Origin of the sequence: Flavobacterium sp. (genome assembly GCF_017744675.1) — a bacterium.
Classification (GTDB): Bacteria; Bacteroidota; Bacteroidia; order Flavobacteriales; family Flavobacteriaceae; genus Flavobacterium.
Genome location: NZ_JAGIAV010000001.1, coordinates 1031815 through 1057028, shown reverse-complemented (window position 1 = coordinate 1057028; position 25214 = coordinate 1031815). Strand labels below are relative to the sequence as shown.

The following is a 25214-nucleotide window of genomic DNA, read 5'->3' as shown; positions in this document are numbered from 1 at the left end:
GAACTGCCTATTTTTTAGACTACTAGATTTAAAAAAGGTTTAATTGCCAAAATTGAAATTTTAAGGAGAGTTTTTGTAATTTGGTGCTCTTGTAAATCGATTTATAATGCATAGAACCATGCAAAAATTTTTATTCTCCTTGTTTCTTTGCTGTACTTTCTATGCGATTTCAGCACAGGATTTGAGCATAAATCCGTCTTTAATCTCACAGTATAAAAATACTTCTGATGAATTTTTAGGATATGACGCTTTCGGATATTCGTATCAGATAACTAATAATGTTTTTAGTAAAGTTAAAGGGAAAGAAATTTTAGAATACAAGAATGTCTCTTTAGGAAAAATTACGAAAGTTGATCTTCAGAATCCGCTAAAAATTGTTTTGTTTTACGAAGATTTCAATAGTGTTGTTTTATTGGACAATCAATTAAATAAAATGACTGAGATTAATTTTTCACAGAATACGACTCCAATTGTGGTTAGTGCAATCGGAATGTCTACTCAAAATCAGTTATGGATTTATAATGCCCTAAATCAGCAAATTGGTCTTTTTGATTATTTAAAAAATGAATACAAAACGGTTTCAATTCCGCTCACAGAAACCATTCAGTATTATCAGACCGATTTTAATACTTTCTATTGGATTGACAAGAAAAACAACGGATTTTCTTGTGACATTTTTGGAAAAATAACGACATTAGGAAAAGTAGCCGATTTTGATAAAATTGCAATTGTTAGTCCTTCGCAATATCTTTTTAGCAAGAATCGTTTGCTGTATTTTAAAGGTATTAATAAGTCAAACCCAGAGGTAATTTCTGAGATTAAAATTTTAGAAAAAACCTTTGACAATTTTTATTACAAAGACCAAATTTTATCTATTTTTACAACTACAGATATATCAAATTATAAAATCGTAACACCGTAATGCACATAGCAATAGCAGGAAACATAGGCGCAGGAAAAACTACTCTGACCAAATTATTGGCGAAACATTTCAAATGGGAACCTCATTATGAAGATGTAGTTGATAATCCGTACTTGGATGATTTCTACCATCAGATGGAACGCTGGTCATTTAATCTTCAGATTTATTTCCTTAACAGCCGTTTTCGTCAAGTGCAGCAAATTCGCGAAAGCGGAAAAAAAATCATTCAAGACAGAACGATTTATGAAGATGCGCATATCTTCGCTCCGAACTTATATGCAATGGGATTAATGACAAGCCGTGATTTTGAAAATTACACGTCTTTGTTCGAATTAATGGAATCTCTGGTTAAAGCTCCAGATTTATTGATTTATTTAAGAAGTTCTATCCCAAATTTAGTAGGCCAGATTCACAAACGCGGACGTGAATATGAGAACTCTATTTCTATCGATTATTTAAGCCGTTTGAACGAAAGATACGAAGCTTGGATTCAGACTTATACTAAAGGAAAATTACTAATTATTGATGTTGACAATATCAATTTTGTTGACAATCCTGAAGATTTAGGAAACATCATTAATAAAATTGATGCCGAGCTAAACGGGTTATTTTAAACACAAATTGCACAGATTTATACGAAAATAAAAACAAAGCCTCTAAAATAATTTTTAGGGGCTTTTTTTGTAACCTTAATAGTAAATATAATTATTTTCTTACTTTTGCACAGATAAATCGTTTTTCCCGTTTTGGGAAATTTTTATTATATTTGCCGAAGTAATTATGAGAATAATAGCCAAAAGAACATTGCAAAATTTTTGGGAGCGATTTCCAAATTCAAAGCAACAATTGTTAGCTTGGTATCAAATCTTTGATAAAAACAATTTTTCAAATTCAAATGTTATAAAATCTTTTTTTGGTACTGCAGATTTTGTCGGAAACAATAAAGTTGTATTTAATATTTGCGGAAATCATTATCGCTTAATTGTAAAAATTAATTACGACACGCAAATCGTTTATATTCTTTTTGTTGGAACACATAGTGAATATGATGATTTAAAAGATATTAAAAATTGGTAATTATGGATATAAAACCTATAAAAACAGAAGACGATTATAATAATGCGCTGGAAAGAGTTAATGTTCTTTTTAATGCAAAACCAGATACTATTGAAGGAGATGAATTAGATATCTTAGTAACGCTTATTGAAAAATATGAGCAAATTCATTATCCAATCCCAGATCCAGATCCTATTGAAGCGATTAAATTTATGATGGAGCAAAATGGATTGACAGATGCCGATTTAGGAATTATTTTAAATAGCCGATCAAGAGTTTCTGAATTGTTCAATAGAAAGAGGGCATTAACTATAAAACAAATTCGTGTATTGACAGAAAAGCTCCATATTCCAGCTTCAATTTTGATTAAAGAATATGCTTTAGTTCCATAAAAAAAGCCTCTAAAAATATATTTAGAGGCTTTTTCTTTTAAGAAGCTTTGTCAAAGTTTTAAACTTTGACAAAGCTATTATTTTGCAGCTTCAACTTTTGCTAAAACCTCTTCTTCAGTTCCTTCAAAAACTTCTGTTGTAGTTTTGCCATCAACTGTTTTAGTGACGGTTCCAGTTGTTTTTCCGTTAATGTTTTTAACCTCAACACGAACCGATTCGCTTTCTGAATGAGCGTATTTTCCAGTTGCATCAAAGTGTGCAAGACATTTTGCTGTTTCTTCTTCAGAACAGCCTTTTTCTTTGCACATTTTAATACATTCTTCTTTTGTCATTCCAGACATATCGCCGCATTTAGCCATTCCTGCATGCATTTCTGTTTTAGCACAGCAAGAAGCTTTTCCTGCAATATCTGATGGTGCATGGCCTTCTCCTAAAATTGGCGCAATTACCAATCCAATCAAACAAGTTAATTTAATTAAGATATTCATTGAAGGACCAGAAGTATCTTTAAAAGGATCTCCAACAGTATCTCCTGTTACGGCAGCTTTATGGGCATCTGAACCTTTGTATGTCATTTCTCCGTTGATCATTACTCCAGCTTCGAAAGATTTTTTAGCATTATCCCAAGCACCTCCAGCATTGTTTTGGAAAACTGCCCAAAGTACGCCAGAAACGGTAACTCCAGCCATATATCCTCCTAACATTTCAGCAATTAACTGATTGTTGTCTGAGTAAACTAATTTCCCAATTAATACAATTGCAATAGGAAAACCAATCGTTAAAATTCCTGGAAGCATCATTTCGCGTAAAGCAGCTTTTGTAGAAATCTCAACACATTTTCCGTATTCTGGTTTTCCTGTTCCTTCCATAATTCCAGCAATTTCTTTGAACTGGCGACGAACTTCGTACACCATATCCATTGCTGCTTTTCCAACAGAATTCATTGCCAAAGCAGAGAAAACAACCGGAATCATTCCTCCAACAAATAGCATTGCTAAAACTGGTGCTTTAAAAATATTAATTCCGTCGATTCCTGTAAAAGTTACGTAAGCTGCAAATAATGCTAATGAAGTTAAAGCCGCAGAAGCAATTGCAAATCCTTTTCCTGTTGCTGCTGTCGTATTTCCTACTGAATCTAAAATATCGGTTCTTGTGCGAACTTCTTTTGGCAATTCGCTCATCTCTGCGATTCCTCCTGCGTTGTCAGAAATTGGTCCGAAGGCATCGATTGCCAATTGCATTGCTGTTGTTGCCATCATTGCAGAAGCCGCCAAAGCTACTCCATAGAATCCTGCTAAAACATAAGAAATCCAGATTGCGATTGCGAACAATAAAACGGTTGGAAAAGTAGAAATCATTCCTGTTGCCAAACCTGCAATTACGTTTGTTCCTGCTCCTGTAGATGATTTTTGAACAATTGCCAAAACTGGTTTTGTCCCTAATCCTGTATAATATTCTGTTACAGATGAAATTGCTCCACCAACAACCAATCCGACTAATGTGGCATAGAAAACACGCATTGACGAAATGGCTTTAGAACCTTCTCCGAAGAAAGTCATTTGCATCGTTTCTGGCAACATGTGTTGAACTAAAAAGAAACAAGCCACAGCGGTTAAAACAATAGAAACCCAGTTTCCTATATTTAATGCTTTCTGAACTTGCGCTTCTTTCGCATTGTCATCTGTTATTTTTACTAAAGTTGTTCCAATGATTGAAAATAAAATTCCGAAACCGGCAATTGCCATCGGAAGTAAAATTGGTCCAATTCCGCCGAAAGCATCGTTAATACTTCCGCCCATATCTTTTATTACATAGTTTCCTAAAACCATTGCCGCAAGAACGGTCGCTACATAAGACCCGAATAAATCAGCTCCCATACCCGCAACATCTCCTACGTTATCACCCACGTTATCTGCAATTGTAGCTGGATTACGAGGGTCATCTTCAGGAATTCCTGCTTCAACTTTACCAACTAAATCTGCACCAACATCGGCTGCTTTGGTGTAAATTCCACCTCCAACACGCGCAAACAAAGCGATTGATTCTGCTCCAAGTGAAAATCCTGCAAGAGTTTCTAAAACAATAGTCATAGTATCTGTATCTTTCCAAACTCCGCCAGAAAAAAGATTAAAGAAAATGATAAAAAAGGATGTTAATCCTAAAACAGCCAAACCTGCAACACCAAGTCCCATTACGGTTCCACCGCCAAAAGAAACTTTTAATGCTTGTGGCAAACTTGAACGAGCTGCTTGAGTGGTTCTAACGTTTGTTTTAGTGGCTATCTTCATTCCCATATTTCCTGCTAAAGCAGAGAAGAATGCACCAAAAATAAATGCTATTACGATTAATAAATGAGTTTTTACTCCTGGAATAAAAGTAATTCCTGCCAAAGCCAAACTGGCAATAATTACGAAGATGGTTAACAGTTTATATTCGGCTTTTAGAAAGGCTAAGGCTCCTTCGTAGATGTAATCTGAAATCTCTTTCATCTTTCCGTCTCCGGCATCTTGTTTTAAAACCCAACTCCTTTTTATTCCCATGAAAAGTAATCCTAAAACTGCCATAACAATTGGCAGGTAAATCATAAATGCATTCATAATATTTTAATGGTTTTGGTTAATAGTCAACAATCTAACTAAAACGAATTTAAACAAAAAAGCAATACTCCTGACGGCAGTATTGCTTTTTTTATATTAGAATGCGGTTAAAATTATTTAATGCTAAATAATCCAGCCGGTTTATTTTCAATATCATCAAAACGTTTTGTACACTCAGCGATGATCTCGTAAGCTTCTTTTACGTCTCCCCATCCTTCTACATCTACTTTTTTGTTTTCAAGATCTTTGTAAACTTGGAAGAAGTGCTCGATTTCTTTTACTAAGTGAGGATTGATATCAGAAAGATCGTTTAATGAATTCCAGATTGGATCTGAAACAGGTACACAAATAATTTTTTCGTCTGGTCCTTTATCATCTGCCATGTGGAATACACCGATTGGTTTAACTTCCATAACACATCCAGGAAAAGTTGGTTCGTTTACCAAAACTAATACGTCAAGAGGATCACCGTCTAAAGCTAAAGTTTCTGGAATAAATCCGTAATCTGCTGGGTACATCATTGAAGAGAATAACATTCTATCAAAACGCATTCTTTTAATTTCAAAATCGTACTCGTATTTATTTCTGCTTCCTCTTGGTATTTCGATTAATACATCGAAAGTCGTTAATTTGTCTGCGGTCATTTTCGTTTTTTATTGTTTCTATAATTTCGGTTGCAAAAATAACTAAAGAATCTAGTTTTACAATAAAAAACAAGGTTAAATTATTTGCATTAAAGTTTAAAAAACAAGCATTTAATAGGTAATTGTTCGATTTCTTTTTTTCAAATAATAATGCCAAAGCAAATAGGTAGCATAAGATCTATATGGACTCCATTGTTGTGCATGGGTTTCCATCTCCTGTTTGTCATGAATATTCAATAATTCTTTGATCGTATTGATTACCGCAATATCGCCAAGCGGAATTAAATCGGGCTCTTGCAAACAGAACATTAAATAAATATCGATTGTCCAATTTCCAATTCCTTTTAATTTGATTAGCTCTTCGCGAACTTGTTTTGCCGATTTTGTGGCTAGACCATCAATATCCAATTCTTTGTTTAAAACCGCTTCCGCTAAAATTTTAATGTATTTTGTTTTCTGACGGCTTACACCGAGATTTCTAAATTCTTCATCAGACAAAACAGCCATGTTTTCAGGATTGCAAGTTTTGTATGCTTTGATTTTTAAAAATGTGGCTTTCGCAGAATCTACAGAAACTTGCTGTTCGAGTATAAGTAAAACCAAAGTTTCAAAACCTGGCGGGCGTCTCGGAATTGGCGGTAACCCGTACTTCTCAATGATTTCTAGAAATATTGGATTTTTGGATGAGAGAAAATCTATGGCTTCTTGCATGATTATAGTTTTCGAAAGTAAATCAAATTTAAGAAAAATGGAGTTAGTTCTCGCAAAGTCGCCAGGTCGCTAAGTTTTTTTATCTCTCGCAGATTTTGCAGATTTAAGCTGATAAATTGCTGATTAAAGAAATCTGCTCTATCTGCAAAATCTGCGTGAACAAAAAAGTCGCAAAGATTTGAAACCTTTGCGACTTTGTTACTATGTCACTTTGAACCTTAAAAATAAAATCCAAAAGATCCTTTTACTGCAAATTTGTGAGCGTCTGGCATATCTAGGTAATTTCCTCTCCAAGAAAAATCAATACGGAAAACTTTAAATATATTTCCAATCCCTGCATGATATTCATAATATACTTTTTCAGGAGCATTATAAGGTAATCCCGAAGCATTAATGGCGCGGTTAGCATCAGAAATGGTTCCGTGCACTGCTCTTATTCCGATATATTCTCTCCAATTCAGTTTTCTCATAAATGGAACTCTGGCGAACAATCTTCCTCCGAAATCATGATTCCATTGTAAGGTTGTATATTGATCTGTAACAAACTCGTAGAAGTTCAAGTTACTAAACGTATTTTCAATTGTAAAATAAGTCTGGTTACCCGGAATTACGCTCATCAAACCTAACGGAATGGTACCGAAAGTTTTTCCTGTTTCAACAATAATATTCGATCTTCCTAAAGGCCCTATAATGATAGGTTGCTTGTAGAAAACTTGAATTTTTTCGTAAGCGAAATCACTATCAAAAACACCCTTCAATCCATAGCTGAAATTCACAAAGAAATGGCTAAAAGGACTATCTACTAAACTTCTTTCTACGCCATAACCAATAGTTTTTCTGTTTGGCATAAACTCAAACTGAATATTGGCTTCTGATTGTTTTACCGCACTTTCTACAACTCCTGCTGGATTTTCGGGAGTTGGCAAAGTGGTATAGTAATCTAAACTAAATGTTTTTGAGGCCGATTCTAATGTTCTGTATGAGAGACCTGCTTGTACTATAAAGTTCTTTTTAGGCTCCATTTCGACAGAAATATTGCTCAAATTGATATTGGTTAGTTTTCCATTACTTCCTGTTGTAAACAAGGCAGAAGACGCAAAGCTTCGTCCTAAAATATCATTTGTAGTTGTTAAACTCGCTCCAATTTGCTCAATATCACGCCTATTCCCTCCCGAGATTATAACACGGTTTTTCTTGTCAACCATCCATTTTCCAGAAACTCCGTATTTGAATTTGTTATCATCAAATCCATAAGCTGTATAAGCCTGAATACGCCATGGATCGTTTGGTCCAAAATAGGTTCTCCCGCCCACTCTTAACCTTACACCTTCAACTTCATTATATCCAAAAGTTGAAAATATAGGTCCGTAATCAAAGTTTTTAAATTCGATATAACCGCTTCCTAAAATCGAGACGAGATTATACAGCTGCTTAAATCGTTTGACTGTCTGCAAGGTATCAAGCATTTTATAAATTCCCTGTTCGTCTTTGTTTAGTTTTTCAAAACGATTTTCCTCCCAGAATTCGGGCGGTCGTTCATAAACGGAATTGTCTATAAAATTGACTTCTTCTTTATAAAACTTCTCTGGTTTCTGAATATTGAATTTATGATTGCGATATAAAGTGGTTCTTTTTCCATACACTCCTTTTGATTTTTCCTTTTTATTCAAAGCAAAATCAGACATCATATAATCGCGAGTCAGAAGAAAAACAGAATCGTTCTCTACCTCAAATTCCTGTTCGATATAAATATCTTTTACCCAATTAATATTGGCACTTTTAGTAACGCCCATATTAATTTTCTTGATGGCAAAAGTCGTATCATTAACCCAGAAATCTCCTTTAAAAGTCAATTCGTTTTTACGTCTTGGGTAAAAAACAATATTATAACACCATTTTTTATCTACAAAGGCACTATCTTTTAAAACATAGTTGTAAACGTCGATTCCCGTTCTTGAGAGCGGACTTGTAAAACTTTTGTCAAAAAATTTAAGGTGATTGTCGTAAATGTTATAATCTGAATAAAGATCTTTTACAAAAGATAAAATCTGCTGATTTCCGTTAAAACCAGACATTTTATTTCCTGTTAGATTTTCTTTTACTTTCTTTAATTTGTTGTCTCCATAAACATCATAAACCGATTCGTTAATGAAAATTGGCAAATATGTTTTTCCAGTAACTTCAGAAGTATCAACATGTTGAAAGATAAACTCCATTCCTTTAAAAAGTTTGTTTTTCATGAATGCGCTATCAATAGTATTCATATCAAACTCCACTTTTTCGTACTTCTGCATCTGGTATTGATTAAACTGGTACAATCCGTTTTTACGTTTTCTTTCCCAGATTTTTCTCAAAATATCCAATGCAGGATTGTTCTTCTTAGAAGTTTTACCTGTATAAATTACAACTTCGTTAAGCACTTGTTCTTCGAACAAAACAATTTTAAAATTATAATTAACCGATTTTTCTAAAGGAATTTCTTTATCTGAAAATCCTGCCGAAGTAACAATAAGTGCCGTGTATGTATTTGGCGATTCTAAATAAAAGCGGCCGTCTTCATTAGAAACGATTCCGATATTAGAACCTTTAAATACCACATTTGCAAAAGGTATTGGCTGATTTGATTTGTCCAAAACAATTCCACTCACCTTAGTTTGTGCAGTAGCAACATTGGCAAAAGCAAATGCAATATATAAGAGAAGTAGAGTTAATTTGTTCATTTTAAAGTAAAAAAAAACTTCACCAATCCATGTTGTCTGATGAAGTTTTATGAGTATTTTGTATTTGTATTATTTGTATAATACTTTTTTAACTGCTTTTACTACATCACCTGCATTTGGCAACCAGTCTTTTAGCAATACTGGAGAATAAGGTGCAGGAGTATCTGCAGTTGTAATACGTTGAATTGGTGCATCAAGGAAGTCAAAAGCTTGCTCTTGAACGATATAAGTAATCTCAGAAGAAATACTAGCCACTGGCCAAGCTTCTTCAAGAATTACTAAACGGTTTGTTTTTTTAACCGATTTAAGAATTGCATCTTTATCCATCGGACGAACTGTTCTTAAGTCGATGATCTCACAAGAGATTCCTTCTTTTGCTAATTCATCAGCAGCAATAAAAGCTTCTTTGATGATTTTACCGAAAGAAACGATAGTTACATCTGTTCCTTCACGTTTAACATCAGCAACACCAATTGGAATTGTGTATTCTCCGTCTGGCACTTCGCCTTTGTCACCATACATTTGCTCAGACTCCATAAAGATTACAGGGTCATTATCGCGAATTGCAGATTTTAAAAGTCCTTTTGCATCGTAAGGAGTTGAAGGAACAATAACTTTAAGACCTGGAGTGTTAGCAAACCAGTTTTCTAAAGCTTGTGAGTGAGTAGCTCCTAATTGACCAGCAGAAGCTGTTGGTCCGCGGAAAACGATAGGCACATTAAATTGTCCTCCTGTCATTTGACGCATTTTAGCAGCGTTATTTATAATTTGATCAATACCAACTAAACAGAAGTTGAATGTCATATATTCTACAATAGGGCGGTTTCCATTCATTGCCGAACCAACTGCAATTCCTGAAAAACCAAGCTCAGCAATTGGAGTATCGATTACTCTTTTTTCACCAAACTCAGCAAGCATTCCTTTTGAAGCTTTGTAAGCTCCATTGTATTCTGCAACCTCTTCTCCCATTAAATATATGGATTCATCGCGACGCATTTCTTCGCTCATTGCTTCACAAATGGCCTCTCTAAATTGTATTGTTCTCATATTTTTTATTGTATGTTGAATTTTCTGAAGAGCAAAAATAAATATTTTAAATAACTTAAAAGCATAAATTGAATTTAAAATCGCATGAACTTCTATCTGTTCTCCCGTTTTAACTTTTTAAGCTTTATTGTGATATTTACGAAATCGATATAATAACGTATAATATACACTTAACGGCCTTAAAAATATTTTTCGGACAAACTTTTATCTATTTGTTTAATTCTTGTTCCTCCAAAATTCCATTCATCAAAACGGAAAAAGGCAAAAATTAGTATTTCTCAGACAAAAAATAATTTGCTGCAGAGATGTCATTTGTTGCAAAATTCCTAATAATCAGCCAAAATGCATGTTGTTTTGTTTTTAGATTCCGATGAAAATCACTAAAAACTACACAATCAGCGAAATCGTAATAGCTTTAAAAAATATTATGCACGCATAGTATAATTATTCCAAATTAAATTCTAAATTTGTAAAAGCATATTACAAATTCAAAATATATACTTATGAAAATACTGGTTTGCATCAGCCATGTGCCTGATACTACTTCAAAAATCAACTTTACCAACGGTGACTCAGAATTTGACACTAATGGTGTACAATATGTAATTAACCCTAACGACGAATTTGGTCTTACACGCGCTATCTGGTTTCAAGAACAACAAGGAGCAAATGTAACGGTTGTAAACGTTGGAGGTCCTGATACTGAACCAACATTGCGTAAAGCTTTGGCAATTGGTGCAAATGAAGCTATTCGTGTTAACGCAAATCCAACAGACGGATTTTTTGTTGCAAAACAATTGGCAGAAGTTATTAAAAATGGCGGTTACGATTTAGTAATTGCTGGTAAAGAATCTTTGGATTATAACGGAGGAATGGTTCCTGGAATGATTGCTGGAATCTTAGGATACAACTTCTTAAATTCTTGCACCGCTTTAACAATCGACGGAAACAGTGTAAAAGCTGTTCGTGAAATCGACGGCGGAAAAGAAACAGTAAGCACTACTCTTCCTTTAATTATTGGAGGTCAAAAAGGTCTTGTTGAAGAGAAAGATTTGCGTATCCCGAACATGAGAGGAATTATGACAGCAAGAACAAAAGCACTTACTATTCTTGAGCCAGTTGATGCTGCTGTAAATACTAAAGCAGTGAAATTTGAAAAACCAGCTCCAAAATCAGCAGTAAAATTAGTTTCTGCAGATAATTTAGATGAGTTAATCAACTTATTACACAACGAAGCGAAAGTAATCTAGTAATCAGTTTTCAGTCGCGGTTTTCAGTTTGAGAACTTGAAACCTGAAACTTTAAACTTCAAAACAAAAAAATTATGTCAATATTAATATATGCAGAATCTGCAGAAGGAAAATTTAAAAAAGTGGCTTTCGAATTAGCTTCTTACGCTAAAAAAGTAGCCGAATCATTAGGAACTACCGTTACAGCTTTAACTGTAAACATCAGCGATGTAAGCGAATTAGGCAAATACGGAGTAGATAAAGTTTTAAAAGTAAGCAACGACAAATTAGCTGGTTTTAATGCAAAAGCTTATGCTGATGTGATTAAACAAGCTGCTCAAAAAGAAGGTACAAAAGTAGTTTTACTTTCTTCTTCAACAGACAGCATCTACCTTTCTCCACTTGTTGCAGTAGGCTTAGAAGCGGGTTTTGCTTCAAATGTGGTTGGATTGCCTATTAGCACTTCTCCATTTCAAGTAAAAAGAAATGCTTTCTCAAACAAAGCTTTCAATATCACTCAAATCGATACAGATGTAAAAGTTCTTGGCTTGGCTAAAAACTCTTACGGACTTTTTGAAAGTGCTGGAGCTGCTGCTGCAGAAGATTTTAACCCAACTGTTGGAGACAATGATTTTGGAGTAAAAGTAGAATCTGTAGAAAAAGTATCTGGAAAAGTTTCTATCGCTGACGCGGATATAGTGGTTTCTGGCGGACGTGGATTAAAAGGTCCGGAAAACTGGGGATTAGTTGAAGATCTTGCTGCTGTGCTTGGCGCTGCAACTGCTTGTTCTAAACCAGTTTCAGATTTAGGATGGAGACCTCACAGTGAGCACGTTGGGCAAACGGGAAAACCAGTAGCAACAAACTTATATATTGCAATTGGTATTTCTGGAGCTATTCAGCACATCGCAGGTATCAACTCTTCTAAAGTAAAAGTAGTAATCAATAACGATCCTGAAGCTCCTTTCTTTAAAGTGGCTGATTACGGTGTTGTTGGAGATGCTTTTGAAATTGTACCGCAATTAACAGAGAAATTAAAAGCTTTTAAAGCTCAGCATTCTTAATTCAAAGAATTCTCTTTAAAAAATATTGCTGCCTAAAAACAAGATGTTGTATCTTTGTTTATAGGCAGCTTTTTTGTTCAATTTTTTTTGATTAAAATTGCAGCTTTATTTTTCAATCAAAAACAGTATTAAAATAAGGTGCTAAGTGCCTTTTTTACAAACATATATGAGTCTAGTAAAATTATCCATAAAAGGAATTTCATACAGTCAAACTCAAAATGGCGCTTATGCCTTAATTTTGAATGAAGTCGATGGCGAAAGAAAATTACCGATTGTTATTGGCGCTTTTGAAGCCCAGTCAATTGCTATTGCTTTAGAGAAAGAAATAAAACCGCCGCGTCCTTTAACTCACGATTTATTCAAAAATTTTGCTGAAAGATTTGACATCGTGGTTAAACAAGTTATCATTCATAAATTAGTTGATGGCGTTTTTTATTCAAGCTTAATCTGCGAAAGAGATAAAATCGAAGAAATTATCGATGCCAGAACTTCTGATGCAATTGCTTTGGCCTTGAGATTCAACGCTCCTATTTTTACTTATAAAAACATCTTGGACAAAGCCGGTATTTATTTAAAATCAAATACTGCCGAAACCGATTCTGGAGCTCAGGAAATTGATGATGTGCTTTCAAATCCAGAAACCTTCGGACATGAAGAAGAAAGCAATCAATCTGGAGACGTTTATGCAAAACATTCTTTACAGGAATTAAACGAACTTTTAGATCAAGCCGTTTCGCAGGAAGATTACGAAAAAGCCGCAAAAATTAGAGACGAAATCTCTAGAAGATAAATTCAATGTTTAATCGTTGAACCGTTTATTCGTTAAATCGATTAAACAATTAAACGAATAACCGAATAAACAAAACAAATGAAACAATACTTAGATTTAGTAAAACACGTTTTAGAAAACGGCAATCAAAAAGGAGACCGAACAGGAACCGGAACAAAAAGTGTTTTTGGCTACCAAATGCGTTTTGATTTAAGTGAAGGTTTCCCAATGGTTACAACAAAAAAATTGCATTTAAAATCCATTATTTATGAATTGCTTTGGTTTTTAAAAGGGGATACAAATGTAAAATACCTTCAAGAAAACGGAGTGAAAATTTGGGATGAATGGGCAGATTCTAATGGTGATTTGGGACCAGTTTATGGCCACCAATGGCGCAATTGGAACAGTGAAGAAATTGATCAGATTTCTGAACTAATTAAAGAATTAAAAACAAACCCAAATAGCAGAAGAATGCTGGTTTCGGCTTGGAATCCATCAGTTCTTCCAGATACTAAAAAATCTTTTGAAGAAAACGTTGCCAACAACAAAGCAGCATTGCCTCCATGCCATGCCTTTTTTCAGTTTTATGTAGCAAGTCCAGATCTTGAAAAAGGAGAAACAAAAGGAAAATTATCTTGCCAATTGTATCAGCGAAGTGCCGATATCTTTTTGGGAGTTCCTTTTAATATTGCTTCTTATGCATTGCTAACAATGATGATTGCGCAAGTATGTGATTTAGAGCCGGACGAATTTATTCACACTTTTGGCGATGCACATATCTACAACAATCATTTTGAGCAATTAGAATTGCAACTTTCGAGAGAACCAAAACCATTACCAAAAATGATTTTAAATCCAGAGATTAAAAACATTTTTGATTTTGATTATGGTGATTTCACTCTTGTTGACTATGATCCGCATCCTGCTATAAAAGGAAGTGTCGCTGTATAAAAACAAAAAATCCGCTTTAAATTAAAGCGGATTTTTTTATACAACTAAAACACTGTTTTCGCTTCCAGCAAAATCATTCCATTTATAAGAATCAGCTTCTGGATCATTTACATAATTTCCGTCAATCAGATACTTAAATTCGTATATAGCATCTTTAACCAAGTCATAAGTTGCTTTAAAAGTTCCATTTTTCAATTTACTTAAAGTTCCTTCTTCGGCATTCCAATTATTGAAATCTCCAACAACTGCTGCCGTATTTGCATCTTTAGCATCTATTGAAAACGTCACTTTACATACCGGTTTCGTTTTCACAAATTGTTTCTTCAAAGACATAACTATTTCGTTTTTAGATTTATACATCTAAAATTAATTAAATTCAACGAAACACTAGCAACTGCTAGAACCGATTTATGATAATACCAAAAACAGCATATTATTTTCGCTTTATCTGTAATTTAAAGCAGTTAAAATTTTGTTTTTCAAATTCTTAGATCATTTAAAAGCAAATATTCCATATCCAAAATATGGACTTTCGAAAATAAATTTTAATTTTATGATCTCATTTTTAGCTTTATGGAAAAAGAAGTACACGAACAATACGAATACGCTAGACGCCGATTAAGACAAAAAAAGATCTTATATTTTCATTTTGTTCTTTTCCTCCTTGGAAGTTTATTTTTATTTGTTGCTAATAAATTTTTTGGATTTGGAGAAGGCACAACTCAAAATTGGTGCATCTGGGGTGTTACAATTTGGCTTTTCATTTTTATTCTGCATTTTATAAAAGTGTATATAACTGACCGTTTTATGAATAAAAAATGGGAAAGAGAACAAATTGACCGATTAGTTGCTTTACAGCAAAAAAGAATCAGTCAGCTCGAATCTTCTATTAATGAAGAAAATGAAAATAAAATTTAGTTAGTATACGATGATTATAATGATAGCGGCTGCAGCCGAAAATAATGCACTTGGAAAAGACAACAAATTAGTATGGCATTTGCCAAATGATTTTAAAAGATTTAAATCGCTTACTACTGGTCATCATATTATTATGGGAAGAAAAACTTTTGAGAGTTTCCCTAAACCATTACCAGACCGTGTTCATATTGTAATTTCTCGCCAAGAAAACTACAAACCAGAAGGATGTATTGTAGTAGACAGTATTGAAAAAGCTATTGCTTTGTGCCCTGAAAATGATGACAGTTACGTGATAGGCGGTGGCGAAATTTACAATCTCGCTCTTCCATTTACGGATATTATAGAATTAACCAAAGTTCATCATTCTTTTGATGGAGATGCTTTTTTCCCTAAAATAAATAAAAGCGAATGGATTTTGGTAGAATCTGAAGAAAATTATAAAGACGAAAAACATCTTTACGATTATTCCTATGAGACTTACATTAGAAAATAAATAAAAAACATCCTCTTTTTAGGGAGGATGTTTTTAAATAATTGATTTCTGAAGCCTAAACTCGCTCAAGAAGGATTTTTGTTTTAAAAAAAATCACAAATGTCAAGAAACATTTGTAAAAACTGAATAACATTTAATGTTATTTGAGACCTAAATCTCAAACGCCTCTAATAACAAATACCACTAAGATATTAAAGGCAGAAAATTAAAATTTCCAAAAACAAATTTAATCCTAAGAACGTACTTTGCACTTAAATATAGTATTTCCCCCAAGAACAATACTTTACAAAACCCTTTCAAGAACAAATGAATTACCAGCGCAAAAAAAGTAATCATCTGTTTAAGTCATAGCGACATTATCAATCATTAAAACTTTAATCATTTTTACTTTAGCAAAGTTGCTCATAATAGCGCTATCAGACAATACCGTGATTTAGGGATTTTGGCAAAATACCTAGATTTAGGGATGGCAGAAATACCCTTGTTATTTGCTTTAAACAAATCCTGTAAAACATTTATTTGACAAATTAAAAAACTCAATTACAGTTAGACTAGATTGTTTATATTTGCCTAAATAAAAAAAATGTCTGAAAAAGTAACTCCGTATAAAGACTCTACCTTAGGTAAAAAAGAGCAAGTAACCCAAATGTTTGACACCATTTCTGGGAATTACGATAATTTGAATCGTGTAATTTCTTTTGGAATTGACGTTAAGTGGCGTAAAAAAGTATTAAAGATCGTATCAGACAAAAAACCAAAAGTTATTCTGGATATTGCAACAGGTACTGGTGATTTAGCTATTTTAATGTCGCAAACCAATGCTGAAAAAATCATCGGACTGGATATTTCTGCCGGAATGCTAGAGGTTGGGAAAAAGAAAGTGGAAGAAAAAAATCTTTCCAATATTATCGAACTCGTTTTAGGCGATTCTGAAAATATGCCGTTTGAAGACAATTACTTTGATGCTATTACTGTTGGATTTGGTGTGAGAAATTTTGAGAACCTAGAAAAAGGTTTTGCAGAAATCTTAAGAGTCTTGAAACCAAATGGAGTTTTTGTTATATTAGAAACGTCTGTTCCAGATAAATTTCCTTATAAACAAGGTTACAATTTTTACAGCAAAAATATATTGCCATTAATCGGAAAATTATTTTCTAAAGATAATGATGCGTATGGCTATCTATCCGAATCTGCTGCCGCTTTTCCTTATGGAGAAGCCTTAAACAATATTTTGAGAAAAACTGGGTTTATAGATGTTGTGGCAATGCCTCAAACTTTTGGTGTCGCAACAATTTATTCTGCATCTAAAAAATAGTATGAAAAAAATTGTAATCTTATTTTTATTGGTCTTAACGACAAAAGGACATTCTCAATTTGCTAAAAACATGTTTAGCAAAGATCCTATTATCAATCTAGAAAACTGGCAGAAGCAGCGCATTTACTTTGGCTATTATTTAGGCTTTAATAGTTTTGACTTTAAATTTGATTACAAAAGCCCTGTAACACAAGATATTCAGGTTAAAAAAACTACCGGTTTTAATGTTGGTGTTGTAGCCGATTTAAGACTTCAGGAATATATTAACTTGCGTTTTGAACCAGGTTTGTACTACACTAAACGCGATCTTTATTTTCCAGGCATAGGAAGTAAAGAAAGCGATTATCTAAGAGAAGTAAACAGCACCTATATCCACTTTCCTTTGTTATTGAAATTTTCTGCTTTACGCACGGGAAACATACGCCCATACTTAGTTGGCGGTATGTCTACAACTTTAAATTTGTCGAGTAATGCTAAGTCTCAAGATGACAACTTTGAGCAGAAATTTAGAGTAAAACAATGGACAGCAGCTTACGAGCTTGGTTTGGGTATTGATATTTTTACCGAATACTTTATTTTCTCTCCTTCTGTTAGGGGAATGTTTGGTATTACAAATGAATTAATTAAAGACAATCCTGAAAATGGCCCAAGTCCATGGACAGACAACATCGATTCGATGAAATCCAGAGCGATTTTAATAAATTTCACTTTTCATTAAAACAAAATATCAACTATTTCGTTTAAATTCACTAAGAATAATTGCTGTTGCAGTAGCTACATTTAAACTTTCCGTTTTTTGAAGCTCTCCAAATCTAGGAATTGTAAGACGGCTGGTTACTATTTTTTCAATTTCTTCTGAAATTCCGTTGGCTTCATTACCCATAATAATGATTCCTTCCTGAGGCAATTGAGTTTGATAAATATTTTCTCCGTCCATAAAAGTTCCAAAAACTGGCAGTTTAGTTTGAGCAAGAAAAAGTTTTAAATCAACATAGCTTACATTTACTCTGGTAATTGACCCCATTGTAGCTTGTACCACCTTTGGATTATAAATATCTACTGTTTCTTTAGAACAGACAATCTGCTTAATACCAAACCAATCGCAAAGACGCAAAATAGTTCCTAGATTTCCAGGATCTCTAATATCGTCTAAAGCTAAAATTAGACCCGAATTGATTGTTTCTTTGGGAGCTGGAATTTTAAAAACCGCCAAACAAGAATTTGGAGTAGACAAAGCACTTATTTTTTTCAGTTCTTGTTCATTAATAAGAGTACGTTTTGAAGCTTGAACCGTTTCAAAATCATTTAATGTGGTGTATAAATGTTCTAATTCAAAATTGGATTGCAGCAATTCTTGAATTACTTTTACTCCTTCAGCAAAGAATAATTGATTCGCAAAACGCTGCTTTTTTTGATGCAAACTAGAGATAAGCTTTATTTGGTTTTTACTAACCATAAAATAATGTACTTTTGAATTAAATATTAAAAAACACTTGAAAAATAATTCCACAAAAATAATAGCATTTCTTCTAATTGCAATATTAATTTGCGCTTGTAATGCCGTAAAAAGAGTTCCCGATGGAAAAAATCTTCTTGTAAAAAATAATATTCTTGTTAACGGAAAATCTACAAATGACGAAACTGCTTCTAACCAAATGTACCAAAAACCAAATGGTAATTTATTAGGCTATAAGCTTCGATTAAATTTATACAATTTAGCCAATTTAAACCCAGATTCTACTTATCAGGCAAAATTTAAAAACAATCCTGGAAAGTATGAGCGTATGTCTAAAATATTCTCAGCAAAACAAGTAGACCGTCTTGGCCAGTCTTTTTACTATAAAGGAATTCATGAATTTCTAAAAAACACAGGTGAACCACCAGTAATAATTGACACTTCAAAAACTAGAAAAACCTTATTACGTTTAAAATATTATTATTTCAACAGTGGCTATTTCAATGTACAAACCGATTATACAATTGACACCGTTGGGAAAAAGAAAGCAGAAATTAATTATAATATCACTACAGGGCCGGCTTATAAATTGGATACTATCAGAACCAAAATAATGACGCCTGCACTAGACTCTTTATACAGAACTAATAATGAGCCTTCTTTATTAAAATCTGGGAATCAATACAAGACTTCCGATTTTGAAGAAGAGAAAAACCGTATAACAACATACTTTAGAAATCACGGAGCTTATTTTTTCCAGCCTACTTACGTGACTTTCGATATTGACACCATTGGAAAAAAAGCCAAAGCAGATGTTACTCTAATTATTAACAACAATAATATTCAGGAAAAAGATTCGAGTCGCACGGAGCCTTTTAAATTATATAAAATTAGCGACGTAAACATCTACACGGATTATTCTGCTGCCAATGCTAAGAAAAAGCCAACAGACAGCGTAAGCTATAACAATTTTAACTTATACAGTTACAGAGGTTTAAAATACAGACCGCGCGCTATTACCGATGCTATTTTCATTTCTAAAGGAAGCACTTTTGCCGATTTCAGGACAACGCTTTCTTCTCGATCTTTAAATAATTTAAGAATCTTCAACTATCCATCTATTCAATACGAAGTAGACAAAAGAGATTCTACCGCTCAATCGCTTATTGCAAATGTGTATTTGACTCCAAGAAAAAAATACAGTTTTGGAGCAACTTTAGATGTAACACATTCAAACATTCAAGATTTCGGAATCGGAGCCAGTGTTTCTGAAACGATTCGAAACGTATTCAATCGAGCAGAAACTCTTGAGATTTCGGCTCGTTTAAATATTGGTTCGTCCAGAGACATGGCCAACCCAAACAACAATTTCTTTAACGTTTCGGAATATGGTTTGGATATGAAATTGAATTTTCCGAGAATTTTATTGCCTTTTGGAACCGAGAAAGTCATTCCGAAAAGTATGATTCCGTATACCTCTATATCTTCTGGTTTTTCGAAACAGCGAAATATTGGTTTGGATAAAGAAAACTTCACAGGAGGTATTTCATATAACTGGACACCAAAACGTCATAATACAGCAAAACTGGAATTATTAAATGCTCAGTTTGTCCGCAACCTTAACCCAGACAATTACTTCAATGTTTACACGTCTTCTTATGATGATTTGAACGGAATTGGAAAAGATTACAACGTTAATCCTATAAACTGGGGAACCACACCAGAAGAACAAGCAAGAAAAGACTTAACTATACCTCAAGGAACAACAGGTTTTACAAAAGACGTTTTAACTGGACAAACTGCTCTAACATCTGCCGATGCTCAATATAAAGAAGTTGAAAGCATTGAAGAAAGAAGAATTCGTTTAACTGAAAATGATTTCATTCTGGCCACCAGTTTTTCTTTTACCAAAACAACAAAAAAAGATTTGGCCGACAACAATTTCTACCAATTCAGAACAAAAATAGAATCTGCAGGAACTTTATTATCAGCCATTTCTAAAATAGGAAATCTTCCAAAAAATTCAAGAGGCAATTACGAGATCTTCAACTTGGAATACTCGGAATATGCGAAGACTGAATTTGATTATATCAAGCACTGGGATTTTGGAAAAGAAAAAGTTCTGGCGGTTAGAAGCTTCTTCGGTATTGCAATTCCGTTTGGGAACTCAAACTATATTCCGTTTTCACGAAGCTACTATGCTGGGGGTTCCAATGACAACCGTGCTTGGCAACCTTACTCACTTGGTCCTGGAAGCACAAATGCTTTAAATGACTTTAATGAGGCTAATATGAAACTTGCTGCAAGTGCCGAATTTCGTTTCAAAATTTTCGGAGATGTAAAAGGAGCGCTCTTTGCAGATGCCGGAAATATCTGGAATGTACTCGATAATGTTATAGATCCAAAAGCAAGATTCGACAACTTAAACGATTTAGAAGAAATTGCTTTGGGTACCGGGTTTGGTTTAAGATACGATTTGAGCTTTTTTGTGATTCGTTTAGATTTAGGCTTTAAGACTTATAATCCGGCACATGAGAAGGGAGACCGATGGTTTAAAGAATACAATTTTGGACACTCGGTTTTAAATTTTGGTATAAATTATCCGTTCTAATGCTAATTAATTCTTATTTTTGCAACCTAAAAACTAAAAACAACTATAAAAAAAATTAAAATGGCACACAACATTAAACCAGGAGTAGCTACAGGAGATCAAGTTCAAGAGATCTTTAATTATGCGAAAGAGAAGGGTTTTGCTCTTCCAGCAGTAAACGTTACTGGATCAAGCACAATTAACGGAGTTCTTGAAACTGCAGCAAAACTAAACGCGCCAGTTATCATTCAATTTTCTAACGGAGGAGCACAATTCAACGCTGGAAAAGGATTATCAAATGCAGGTGAAAAAGCAGCAATCGCAGGAGGAATCGCGGGAGCAAAACATATTCATACTTTGGCAGAAGCTTACGGTGCAACTGTAATCTTACACACTGACCACTGTGCAAAAAAACTTTTACCTTGGATCGATGGTTTATTAGATGCTTCTGAAAAACACTTTGCAGAAACAGGAAAACCATTATTCAGTTCTCACATGATCGATTTGTCTGAGGAGCCAATCGAAGAAAACATCGAGATCTGTAAAGAATATTTAGCTAGAATGAGCAAAATGGGTATGACATTAGAAATCGAACTTGGTATTACAGGTGGTGAAGAAGATGGTGTTGATAACTCTGATGTTGACAGCTCAAAATTATATACACAGCCAGAAGAAGTAGCTTATGCTTACGAAGAGTTATCTAAAGTGAGCCCTAAATTTACAATTGCTGCTGCTTTCGGAAACGTTCACGGTGTTTACAAACCAGGAAACGTAAAATTAACTCCAAAAATCTTAAAAAATTCTCAAGATTTCGTACAAAACAAATTCAACACAGGACACAACCCAGTTGATTTCGTTTTCCACGGAGGTTCAGGTTCTACACTTGAAGAAATCAGAGAAGGAATTAGCTACGGAGTTATCAAAATGAACATTGATACAGATTTACAATTTGCATACACTGAAGGAATCCGTGACTATATGGTTAAAAACCTTGACTATTTGAAATCTCAAATTGGTAACCCAGAAGGTCCAGATGCTCCAAACAAAAAATACTATGACCCAAGAAGATGGGTACGTGAAAGCGAAGTAACATTCAACGCAAGATTGGAACAAGCTTTTGCAGACTTAAACAATGTGAATACACTATAATTTTAGATCTATGATTTTAGATTTTAGATTTCTCTCTGGAATCTAAAATCTAAAGTCTAAAATCTTAAATCTTAAATTTTAAAAAATGGCTTGGTTTAAAAGACAAGAAAAAGGGATTACGACCGCTACAGAAGACAAGATGGACGTTCCGAAAGGATTGTGGTACAAATCTCCTACTGGAAAAATTATTGATGCTGACGAATTAGCGAGAAATTTGTTCGTAAGCCCTGAAGATGATTTTCACGTTCGAATTGGAAGCGCAACCTATTTTGAAATTTTATTTGACAACAACGAATTTGTTGAGTTAGACAAAAACATGACTTCTAAAGACCCTCTGCATTTTGTGGATACAAAAAAATATGCAGATCGTTTGAAAGACGTAATGGAAAAAACTCATCTTAAAGACGCTGTACGTACGGGAGTAGGAAAATCTAAAGGAAGAGAACTTGTAATCTGCTGTATGGATTTTGCATTCATCGGTGGATCTATGGGAGCTGTTGTAGGTGAAAAAATTGCAAGAGGTATTGATCATGCTATCAAAAACAAACTTCCGTTTGTAATGATTTCTAAATCTGGTGGAGCTCGTATGATGGAAGCTGCTTATTCTTTAATGCAATTAGCAAAAACTTCTGTAAAATTAGCTCAATTGGCTGAAGCAAAATTACCTTATATCTCTCTTTGTACAGATCCAACAACTGGAGGAACAACAGCATCATACGCTATGTTGGGAGATATTAACATCTCTGAGCCAGGTGCATTGATTGGTTTTGCTGGTCCGCGTGTTGTACGTGACACTACAGGAAAAGATTTGCCAGAAGGTTTCCAAACTGCTGAATTTCTTTTAGAGCACGGTTTCTTAGACTTTATCACGCCAAGAAAAGAATTGAAAGATAAGATCAACTTATACATCGATTTGATTCAGAATAATGATATTAGAAAATAAGTTTTACACTTCTTTCTAAAAACACAAAATCCCAGAAAATAACTTTCTGGGATTTTTTTATATCTTTATTTTAAATCTTATTCTTTATGGTTAGAATTTTTATTGGTTTTATGCTTTGTTTTCTTCTTTTGAATTGTGCTAAAAAAGAGGAAAAAGCTGTTATTAAAAACAAACCTTACATCATCTCCAATGAAGACAAAGAACTTGAAAAATATTACAATTCATTAGCAGTACCACCTCCATCAACAAAAGGACTTTTCTATGGAGAAAGCCAATTAATAATTGACAAAAAAGGAAATTTATATTTTTATCAAAAAAGATACATTCAAATATTATGTAGTTATGGCAGTGAAAAAGATACACTTCCACATTTTCTTGATTTACAACCAAAAGACATTGTCAAAATTCCGAAAAAGTGTCTAAAAGATTTTCTATCAGAAAATATTTTAACAAAAGAGAAAAGGAGACAAATTTTAATAATAGGCTCCCAAAGCGATACAATTAAAAATCCTTACTTTTTGGATCTTTTAAAAAGTAACATCATACAAACTTACTACATAAGAAGAACCACACAAGAAGAAGATACTGTTTTAAAATACAAAGCCAATAGTGATTACTATTACTCTGATTCTATTAAATGGGATCGAACAAAAATTAAGTTTCCTAGTAAATAACACAAGTAAATCCCAAAAACATTCTTACGATTTTTTTATATCTTTATTTTAAATCTGATTCCTTATGGCTAGAATTTTTATTGGTTTTATGATTTGTTTTCTCCTTTTGAATTGTAGCAAAAAAGAAAATCACGAAAAAGATATCCCTTATATTATTTCACAGAATAATAAAGAAAAAGTTCAAGGCAAGGATACAATTCCCCCTCCTCCACCTATTCCTGGTTACTTGTATTATGGAACCAACACTTTCATCATTGATAAAAATTCAAAGATCTATTATTCTCAAAGAAACGAAATAGGACATATTTGCGGAAATTGGGAAAGAAACGATACAATTCCATACTTTATTAATTTGCAACCAAAAGATTTAATAGAAATACCTGCTAATAATATATCCGATTTAATAAAAGCAAATTACAAAGACAATTTCAGAAATATAACTTTTATAGCTTCAAAATTAGACACATTAGATTCAAAAATTTATTTCGATTTAATTAATGCGCTTAAATCATCATTAAAAGAAAATGATTTGTATTTTATACGGAGAACAACTCAAGAAGAGGACACAGTTTTAAAATATAAGGAAACAAACGGATATTATAATTCCGAACAAATTAAATGGGATAAAAACAGAATTACATTTCCTTTTATAAAACCAAAACTGGAAAAGATAAAAGATTAAATCAACTCGCTTTTCTCAAATCCTTTTTTAATTCTTTTTCAGCAATTTTATATGCTAGTTTTTCGCGCCATAAAGCATAACGCTCTCTAAAAACTACTTTTATACCACTATCTACTGCTCCATGCATAAATAAGCTCCAAACACTCGCTATTTTTCGTGACCATGATTTATCCCATGCCCGAAGGGTAAGTGAAAAAGAACCGTCGACATAACGCATCCAATGCCACATTCCTGTTGGCATAAATAACGTATCGCCATGTTCTAAGAAAACTTCGTAACCCTCTACTCCTTTTAAAGCAGGAAATTTTTCAAAATCAGGATTCGCAACATCATAATCTTCTAGCGCGTAAGTTGTATTTGGCAGACAATAGAGCCTTTTCTTCCACTTATAATCGAACAATATGATGTGTTTTCTTCCTCCAAAATGGGTATGAAAAAGATGAGGCAAATCAATATCGTAATGTAAAAATGTAACCGCTTTAGAACCGCCAAAAAACATAGCTGGCATACTTTCTATAAAACCTCCCATTAATTCTTTTGGAACTTTTACATCATTAACCAATTCTGGCCTGTGTTTGAAAAGATTGAAGAAAAAAATACGCAGTTGTGTAGGCTCTCTTTTTATGAGGTCTAAGTACTCGCCAAATTTCATAGTGGCGATAGAAGCATTAATTACTTTTGAAGGATCTGCTTTAGAATTATCGACTAATTTCACCTCAATATCACCAGCAATCTCCTTAAAGTATTCCGTCGACCATTTCTCTTTTGCAGGCCAATCATTTGTAAGGCCTTTTATAATTAAAGGCTTTTTTTTGTCTAAATAATTCTTTTTGAAATCTTCTCTAGAAATAGACTCAACAGTATCAACAGATCTAAGGTTAAAGCTCATTGT

At 33.5% G+C, this 25214-nt stretch carries 25 protein-coding genes; 17 read left to right on the top strand and 8 right to left on the bottom strand.

Annotated features, from left to right (window positions below):
* Positions 1-118 precede the first annotated feature (118 nt).
* The 4 genes from J7574_RS04660 (at position 119) to J7574_RS04645 (ending at position 2370) form a co-directional block, all read left to right on the top strand.
* Complete coding sequence (locus tag J7574_RS04660; RefSeq protein WP_367272537.1) at positions 119-922, top strand: hypothetical protein; 804 nt, start codon at positions 119-121, stop codon at positions 920-922.
* Positions 922-1536 (top strand): deoxynucleoside kinase, encoded by a 615-nt coding sequence (locus J7574_RS04655; RefSeq protein ID WP_260672371.1) that lies wholly within the window; start codon positions 922-924, stop codon positions 1534-1536. Before J7574_RS04660 ends, J7574_RS04655 begins: the two co-directional genes overlap by 1 nt.
* 166 nt (positions 1537-1702) lie before the next feature.
* A complete protein-coding gene (locus tag J7574_RS04650) occupies positions 1703-1999 on the top strand; it encodes a type II toxin-antitoxin system HigB family toxin (RefSeq protein ID WP_290964828.1) in 297 nt (98 codons plus the stop codon).
* Positions 2000-2001: 2 nt separating this feature from the next.
* Positions 2002-2370, top strand: coding sequence for a DNA-binding protein (locus tag J7574_RS04645; RefSeq protein ID WP_290964825.1), 369 nt, complete (start codon positions 2002-2004; stop codon positions 2368-2370).
* Between the two features lie 77 nt (positions 2371-2447).
* Here J7574_RS04645 and J7574_RS04640 read toward each other — a convergent pair whose 3' ends face one another.
* From J7574_RS04640 to J7574_RS04620, 5 genes are all read right to left on the bottom strand, one after another.
* Positions 2448-4967 (bottom strand): sodium-translocating pyrophosphatase, encoded by a 2520-nt coding sequence (locus J7574_RS04640; protein ID WP_290964822.1) that lies wholly within the window; start codon positions 4965-4967, stop codon positions 2448-2450.
* A gap of 113 nt (positions 4968-5080) precedes the next feature.
* On the bottom strand, positions 5081-5611 hold the full coding sequence (locus J7574_RS04635) for an inorganic diphosphatase (protein ID WP_012023556.1): 531 nt from the start codon (positions 5609-5611) through the stop codon (positions 5081-5083).
* Positions 5612-5722: 111 nt separating this feature from the next.
* Positions 5723-6322 (bottom strand): DNA-3-methyladenine glycosylase 2 family protein, encoded by a 600-nt coding sequence (locus J7574_RS04630; protein ID WP_290964818.1) that lies wholly within the window; start codon positions 6320-6322, stop codon positions 5723-5725.
* 218 nt (positions 6323-6540) lie between these two features.
* Positions 6541-9042 (bottom strand): DUF5686 and carboxypeptidase-like regulatory domain-containing protein, encoded by a 2502-nt coding sequence (locus J7574_RS04625; RefSeq protein WP_290964815.1) that lies wholly within the window; start codon positions 9040-9042, stop codon positions 6541-6543.
* Between the two features lie 69 nt (positions 9043-9111).
* Positions 9112-10089 carry a pyruvate dehydrogenase complex E1 component subunit beta gene (locus J7574_RS04620; protein WP_290964813.1) on the bottom strand — a complete coding sequence of 326 codons (978 nt, stop codon included), beginning with the start codon at positions 10087-10089 and terminating at the stop codon, positions 9112-9114.
* Between the two features lie 503 nt (positions 10090-10592).
* Here J7574_RS04620 and J7574_RS04615 point away from each other — a divergent pair.
* The 4 genes from J7574_RS04615 to J7574_RS04600 all read left to right on the top strand — a co-directional run bounded on the left by J7574_RS04615 (position 10593) and on the right by J7574_RS04600 (position 14102).
* Positions 10593-11339 (top strand): electron transfer flavoprotein subunit beta/FixA family protein, encoded by a 747-nt coding sequence (locus tag J7574_RS04615; RefSeq protein WP_290964811.1) that lies wholly within the window; start codon positions 10593-10595, stop codon positions 11337-11339.
* Positions 11340-11413: 74 nt separating this feature from the next.
* Positions 11414-12382 carry an electron transfer flavoprotein subunit alpha/FixB family protein gene (locus J7574_RS04610; RefSeq protein ID WP_290964809.1) on the top strand — a complete coding sequence of 323 codons (969 nt, stop codon included), beginning with the start codon at positions 11414-11416 and terminating at the stop codon, positions 12380-12382.
* A gap of 166 nt (positions 12383-12548) precedes the next feature.
* Positions 12549-13172, top strand: a complete 624-nt coding sequence (locus J7574_RS04605; RefSeq protein WP_008466556.1) for a bifunctional nuclease family protein — start codon at positions 12549-12551, stop codon at positions 13170-13172.
* Positions 13173-13250: 78 nt separating this feature from the next.
* On the top strand, positions 13251-14102 hold the full coding sequence (locus J7574_RS04600) for a thymidylate synthase (RefSeq protein ID WP_290964805.1): 852 nt from the start codon (positions 13251-13253) through the stop codon (positions 14100-14102).
* Between the two features lie 36 nt (positions 14103-14138).
* On the opposite strand, the gene J7574_RS04595 is transcribed toward J7574_RS04600, so the two are convergent.
* Entirely contained in the window at positions 14139-14435 is a 297-nt protein-coding gene (locus J7574_RS04595) for an isoamylase early set domain-containing protein (protein ID WP_290964803.1), read from the bottom strand.
* A 240-nt stretch (positions 14436-14675) separates the two neighbouring features.
* Here J7574_RS04595 and J7574_RS04590 point away from each other — a divergent pair, with 240 nt between their 5' ends.
* The 4 genes from J7574_RS04590 (at position 14676) to J7574_RS04575 (ending at position 17546) form a co-directional block, all read left to right on the top strand.
* On the top strand, positions 14676-15020 hold the full coding sequence (locus tag J7574_RS04590; protein ID WP_290964800.1) for a 2TM domain-containing protein: 345 nt from the start codon (positions 14676-14678) through the stop codon (positions 15018-15020).
* 10 nt (positions 15021-15030) lie between these two features.
* Entirely contained in the window at positions 15031-15513 is a 483-nt protein-coding gene (locus tag J7574_RS04585) for a dihydrofolate reductase (protein ID WP_290964797.1), read from the top strand.
* A 583-nt stretch (positions 15514-16096) separates the two neighbouring features.
* Positions 16097-16828 (top strand): bifunctional demethylmenaquinone methyltransferase/2-methoxy-6-polyprenyl-1,4-benzoquinol methylase UbiE, encoded by a 732-nt coding sequence (gene ubiE / locus J7574_RS04580; protein ID WP_290964794.1) that lies wholly within the window; start codon positions 16097-16099, stop codon positions 16826-16828.
* Position 16829: 1 nt separating this feature from the next.
* Complete coding sequence (locus tag J7574_RS04575; RefSeq protein ID WP_290964792.1) at positions 16830-17546, top strand: porin family protein; 717 nt, start codon at positions 16830-16832, stop codon at positions 17544-17546.
* Between the two features lie 9 nt (positions 17547-17555).
* Here the strand turns inward: J7574_RS04575 and J7574_RS04570 are convergent, their stop codons facing one another.
* The gene (locus J7574_RS04570; protein ID WP_290964789.1) at positions 17556-18284 is read right to left on the bottom strand and encodes an RNA methyltransferase; all 729 of its coding nucleotides are present in this window, start codon (positions 18282-18284) and stop codon (positions 17556-17558) included.
* A gap of 37 nt (positions 18285-18321) precedes the next feature.
* Between J7574_RS04570 and J7574_RS04565 the strand changes: the two genes are divergently transcribed.
* The 5 genes from J7574_RS04565 (at position 18322) to J7574_RS04545 (ending at position 24322) form a co-directional block, all read left to right on the top strand.
* The gene (locus tag J7574_RS04565) at positions 18322-20895 is read left to right on the top strand and encodes a BamA/TamA family outer membrane protein (RefSeq protein ID WP_290964788.1); all 2574 of its coding nucleotides are present in this window, start codon (positions 18322-18324) and stop codon (positions 20893-20895) included.
* Between the two features lie 60 nt (positions 20896-20955).
* Positions 20956-22023, top strand: coding sequence for a class II fructose-bisphosphate aldolase (gene fbaA / locus J7574_RS04560; RefSeq protein WP_012023542.1), 1068 nt, complete (start codon positions 20956-20958; stop codon positions 22021-22023).
* Between the two features lie 85 nt (positions 22024-22108).
* On the top strand, positions 22109-22966 hold the full coding sequence (accD, locus tag J7574_RS04555) for an acetyl-CoA carboxylase, carboxyltransferase subunit beta (protein ID WP_008466538.1): 858 nt from the start codon (positions 22109-22111) through the stop codon (positions 22964-22966).
* 86 nt (positions 22967-23052) lie between these two features.
* Complete coding sequence (locus J7574_RS04550; RefSeq protein ID WP_290964781.1) at positions 23053-23640, top strand: hypothetical protein; 588 nt, start codon at positions 23053-23055, stop codon at positions 23638-23640.
* Positions 23641-23704: 64 nt separating this feature from the next.
* Positions 23705-24322 carry a hypothetical protein gene (locus J7574_RS04545; RefSeq protein ID WP_290964778.1) on the top strand — a complete coding sequence of 206 codons (618 nt, stop codon included), beginning with the start codon at positions 23705-23707 and terminating at the stop codon, positions 24320-24322.
* A 1-nt stretch (position 24323) separates the two neighbouring features.
* Here J7574_RS04545 and J7574_RS04540 read toward each other — a convergent pair whose 3' ends face one another.
* The gene (locus J7574_RS04540) at positions 24324-25211 is read right to left on the bottom strand and encodes a cupin-like domain-containing protein (RefSeq protein WP_290964775.1); all 888 of its coding nucleotides are present in this window, start codon (positions 25209-25211) and stop codon (positions 24324-24326) included.
* Between the last annotated feature and the right edge of the window lie 3 nt (positions 25212-25214).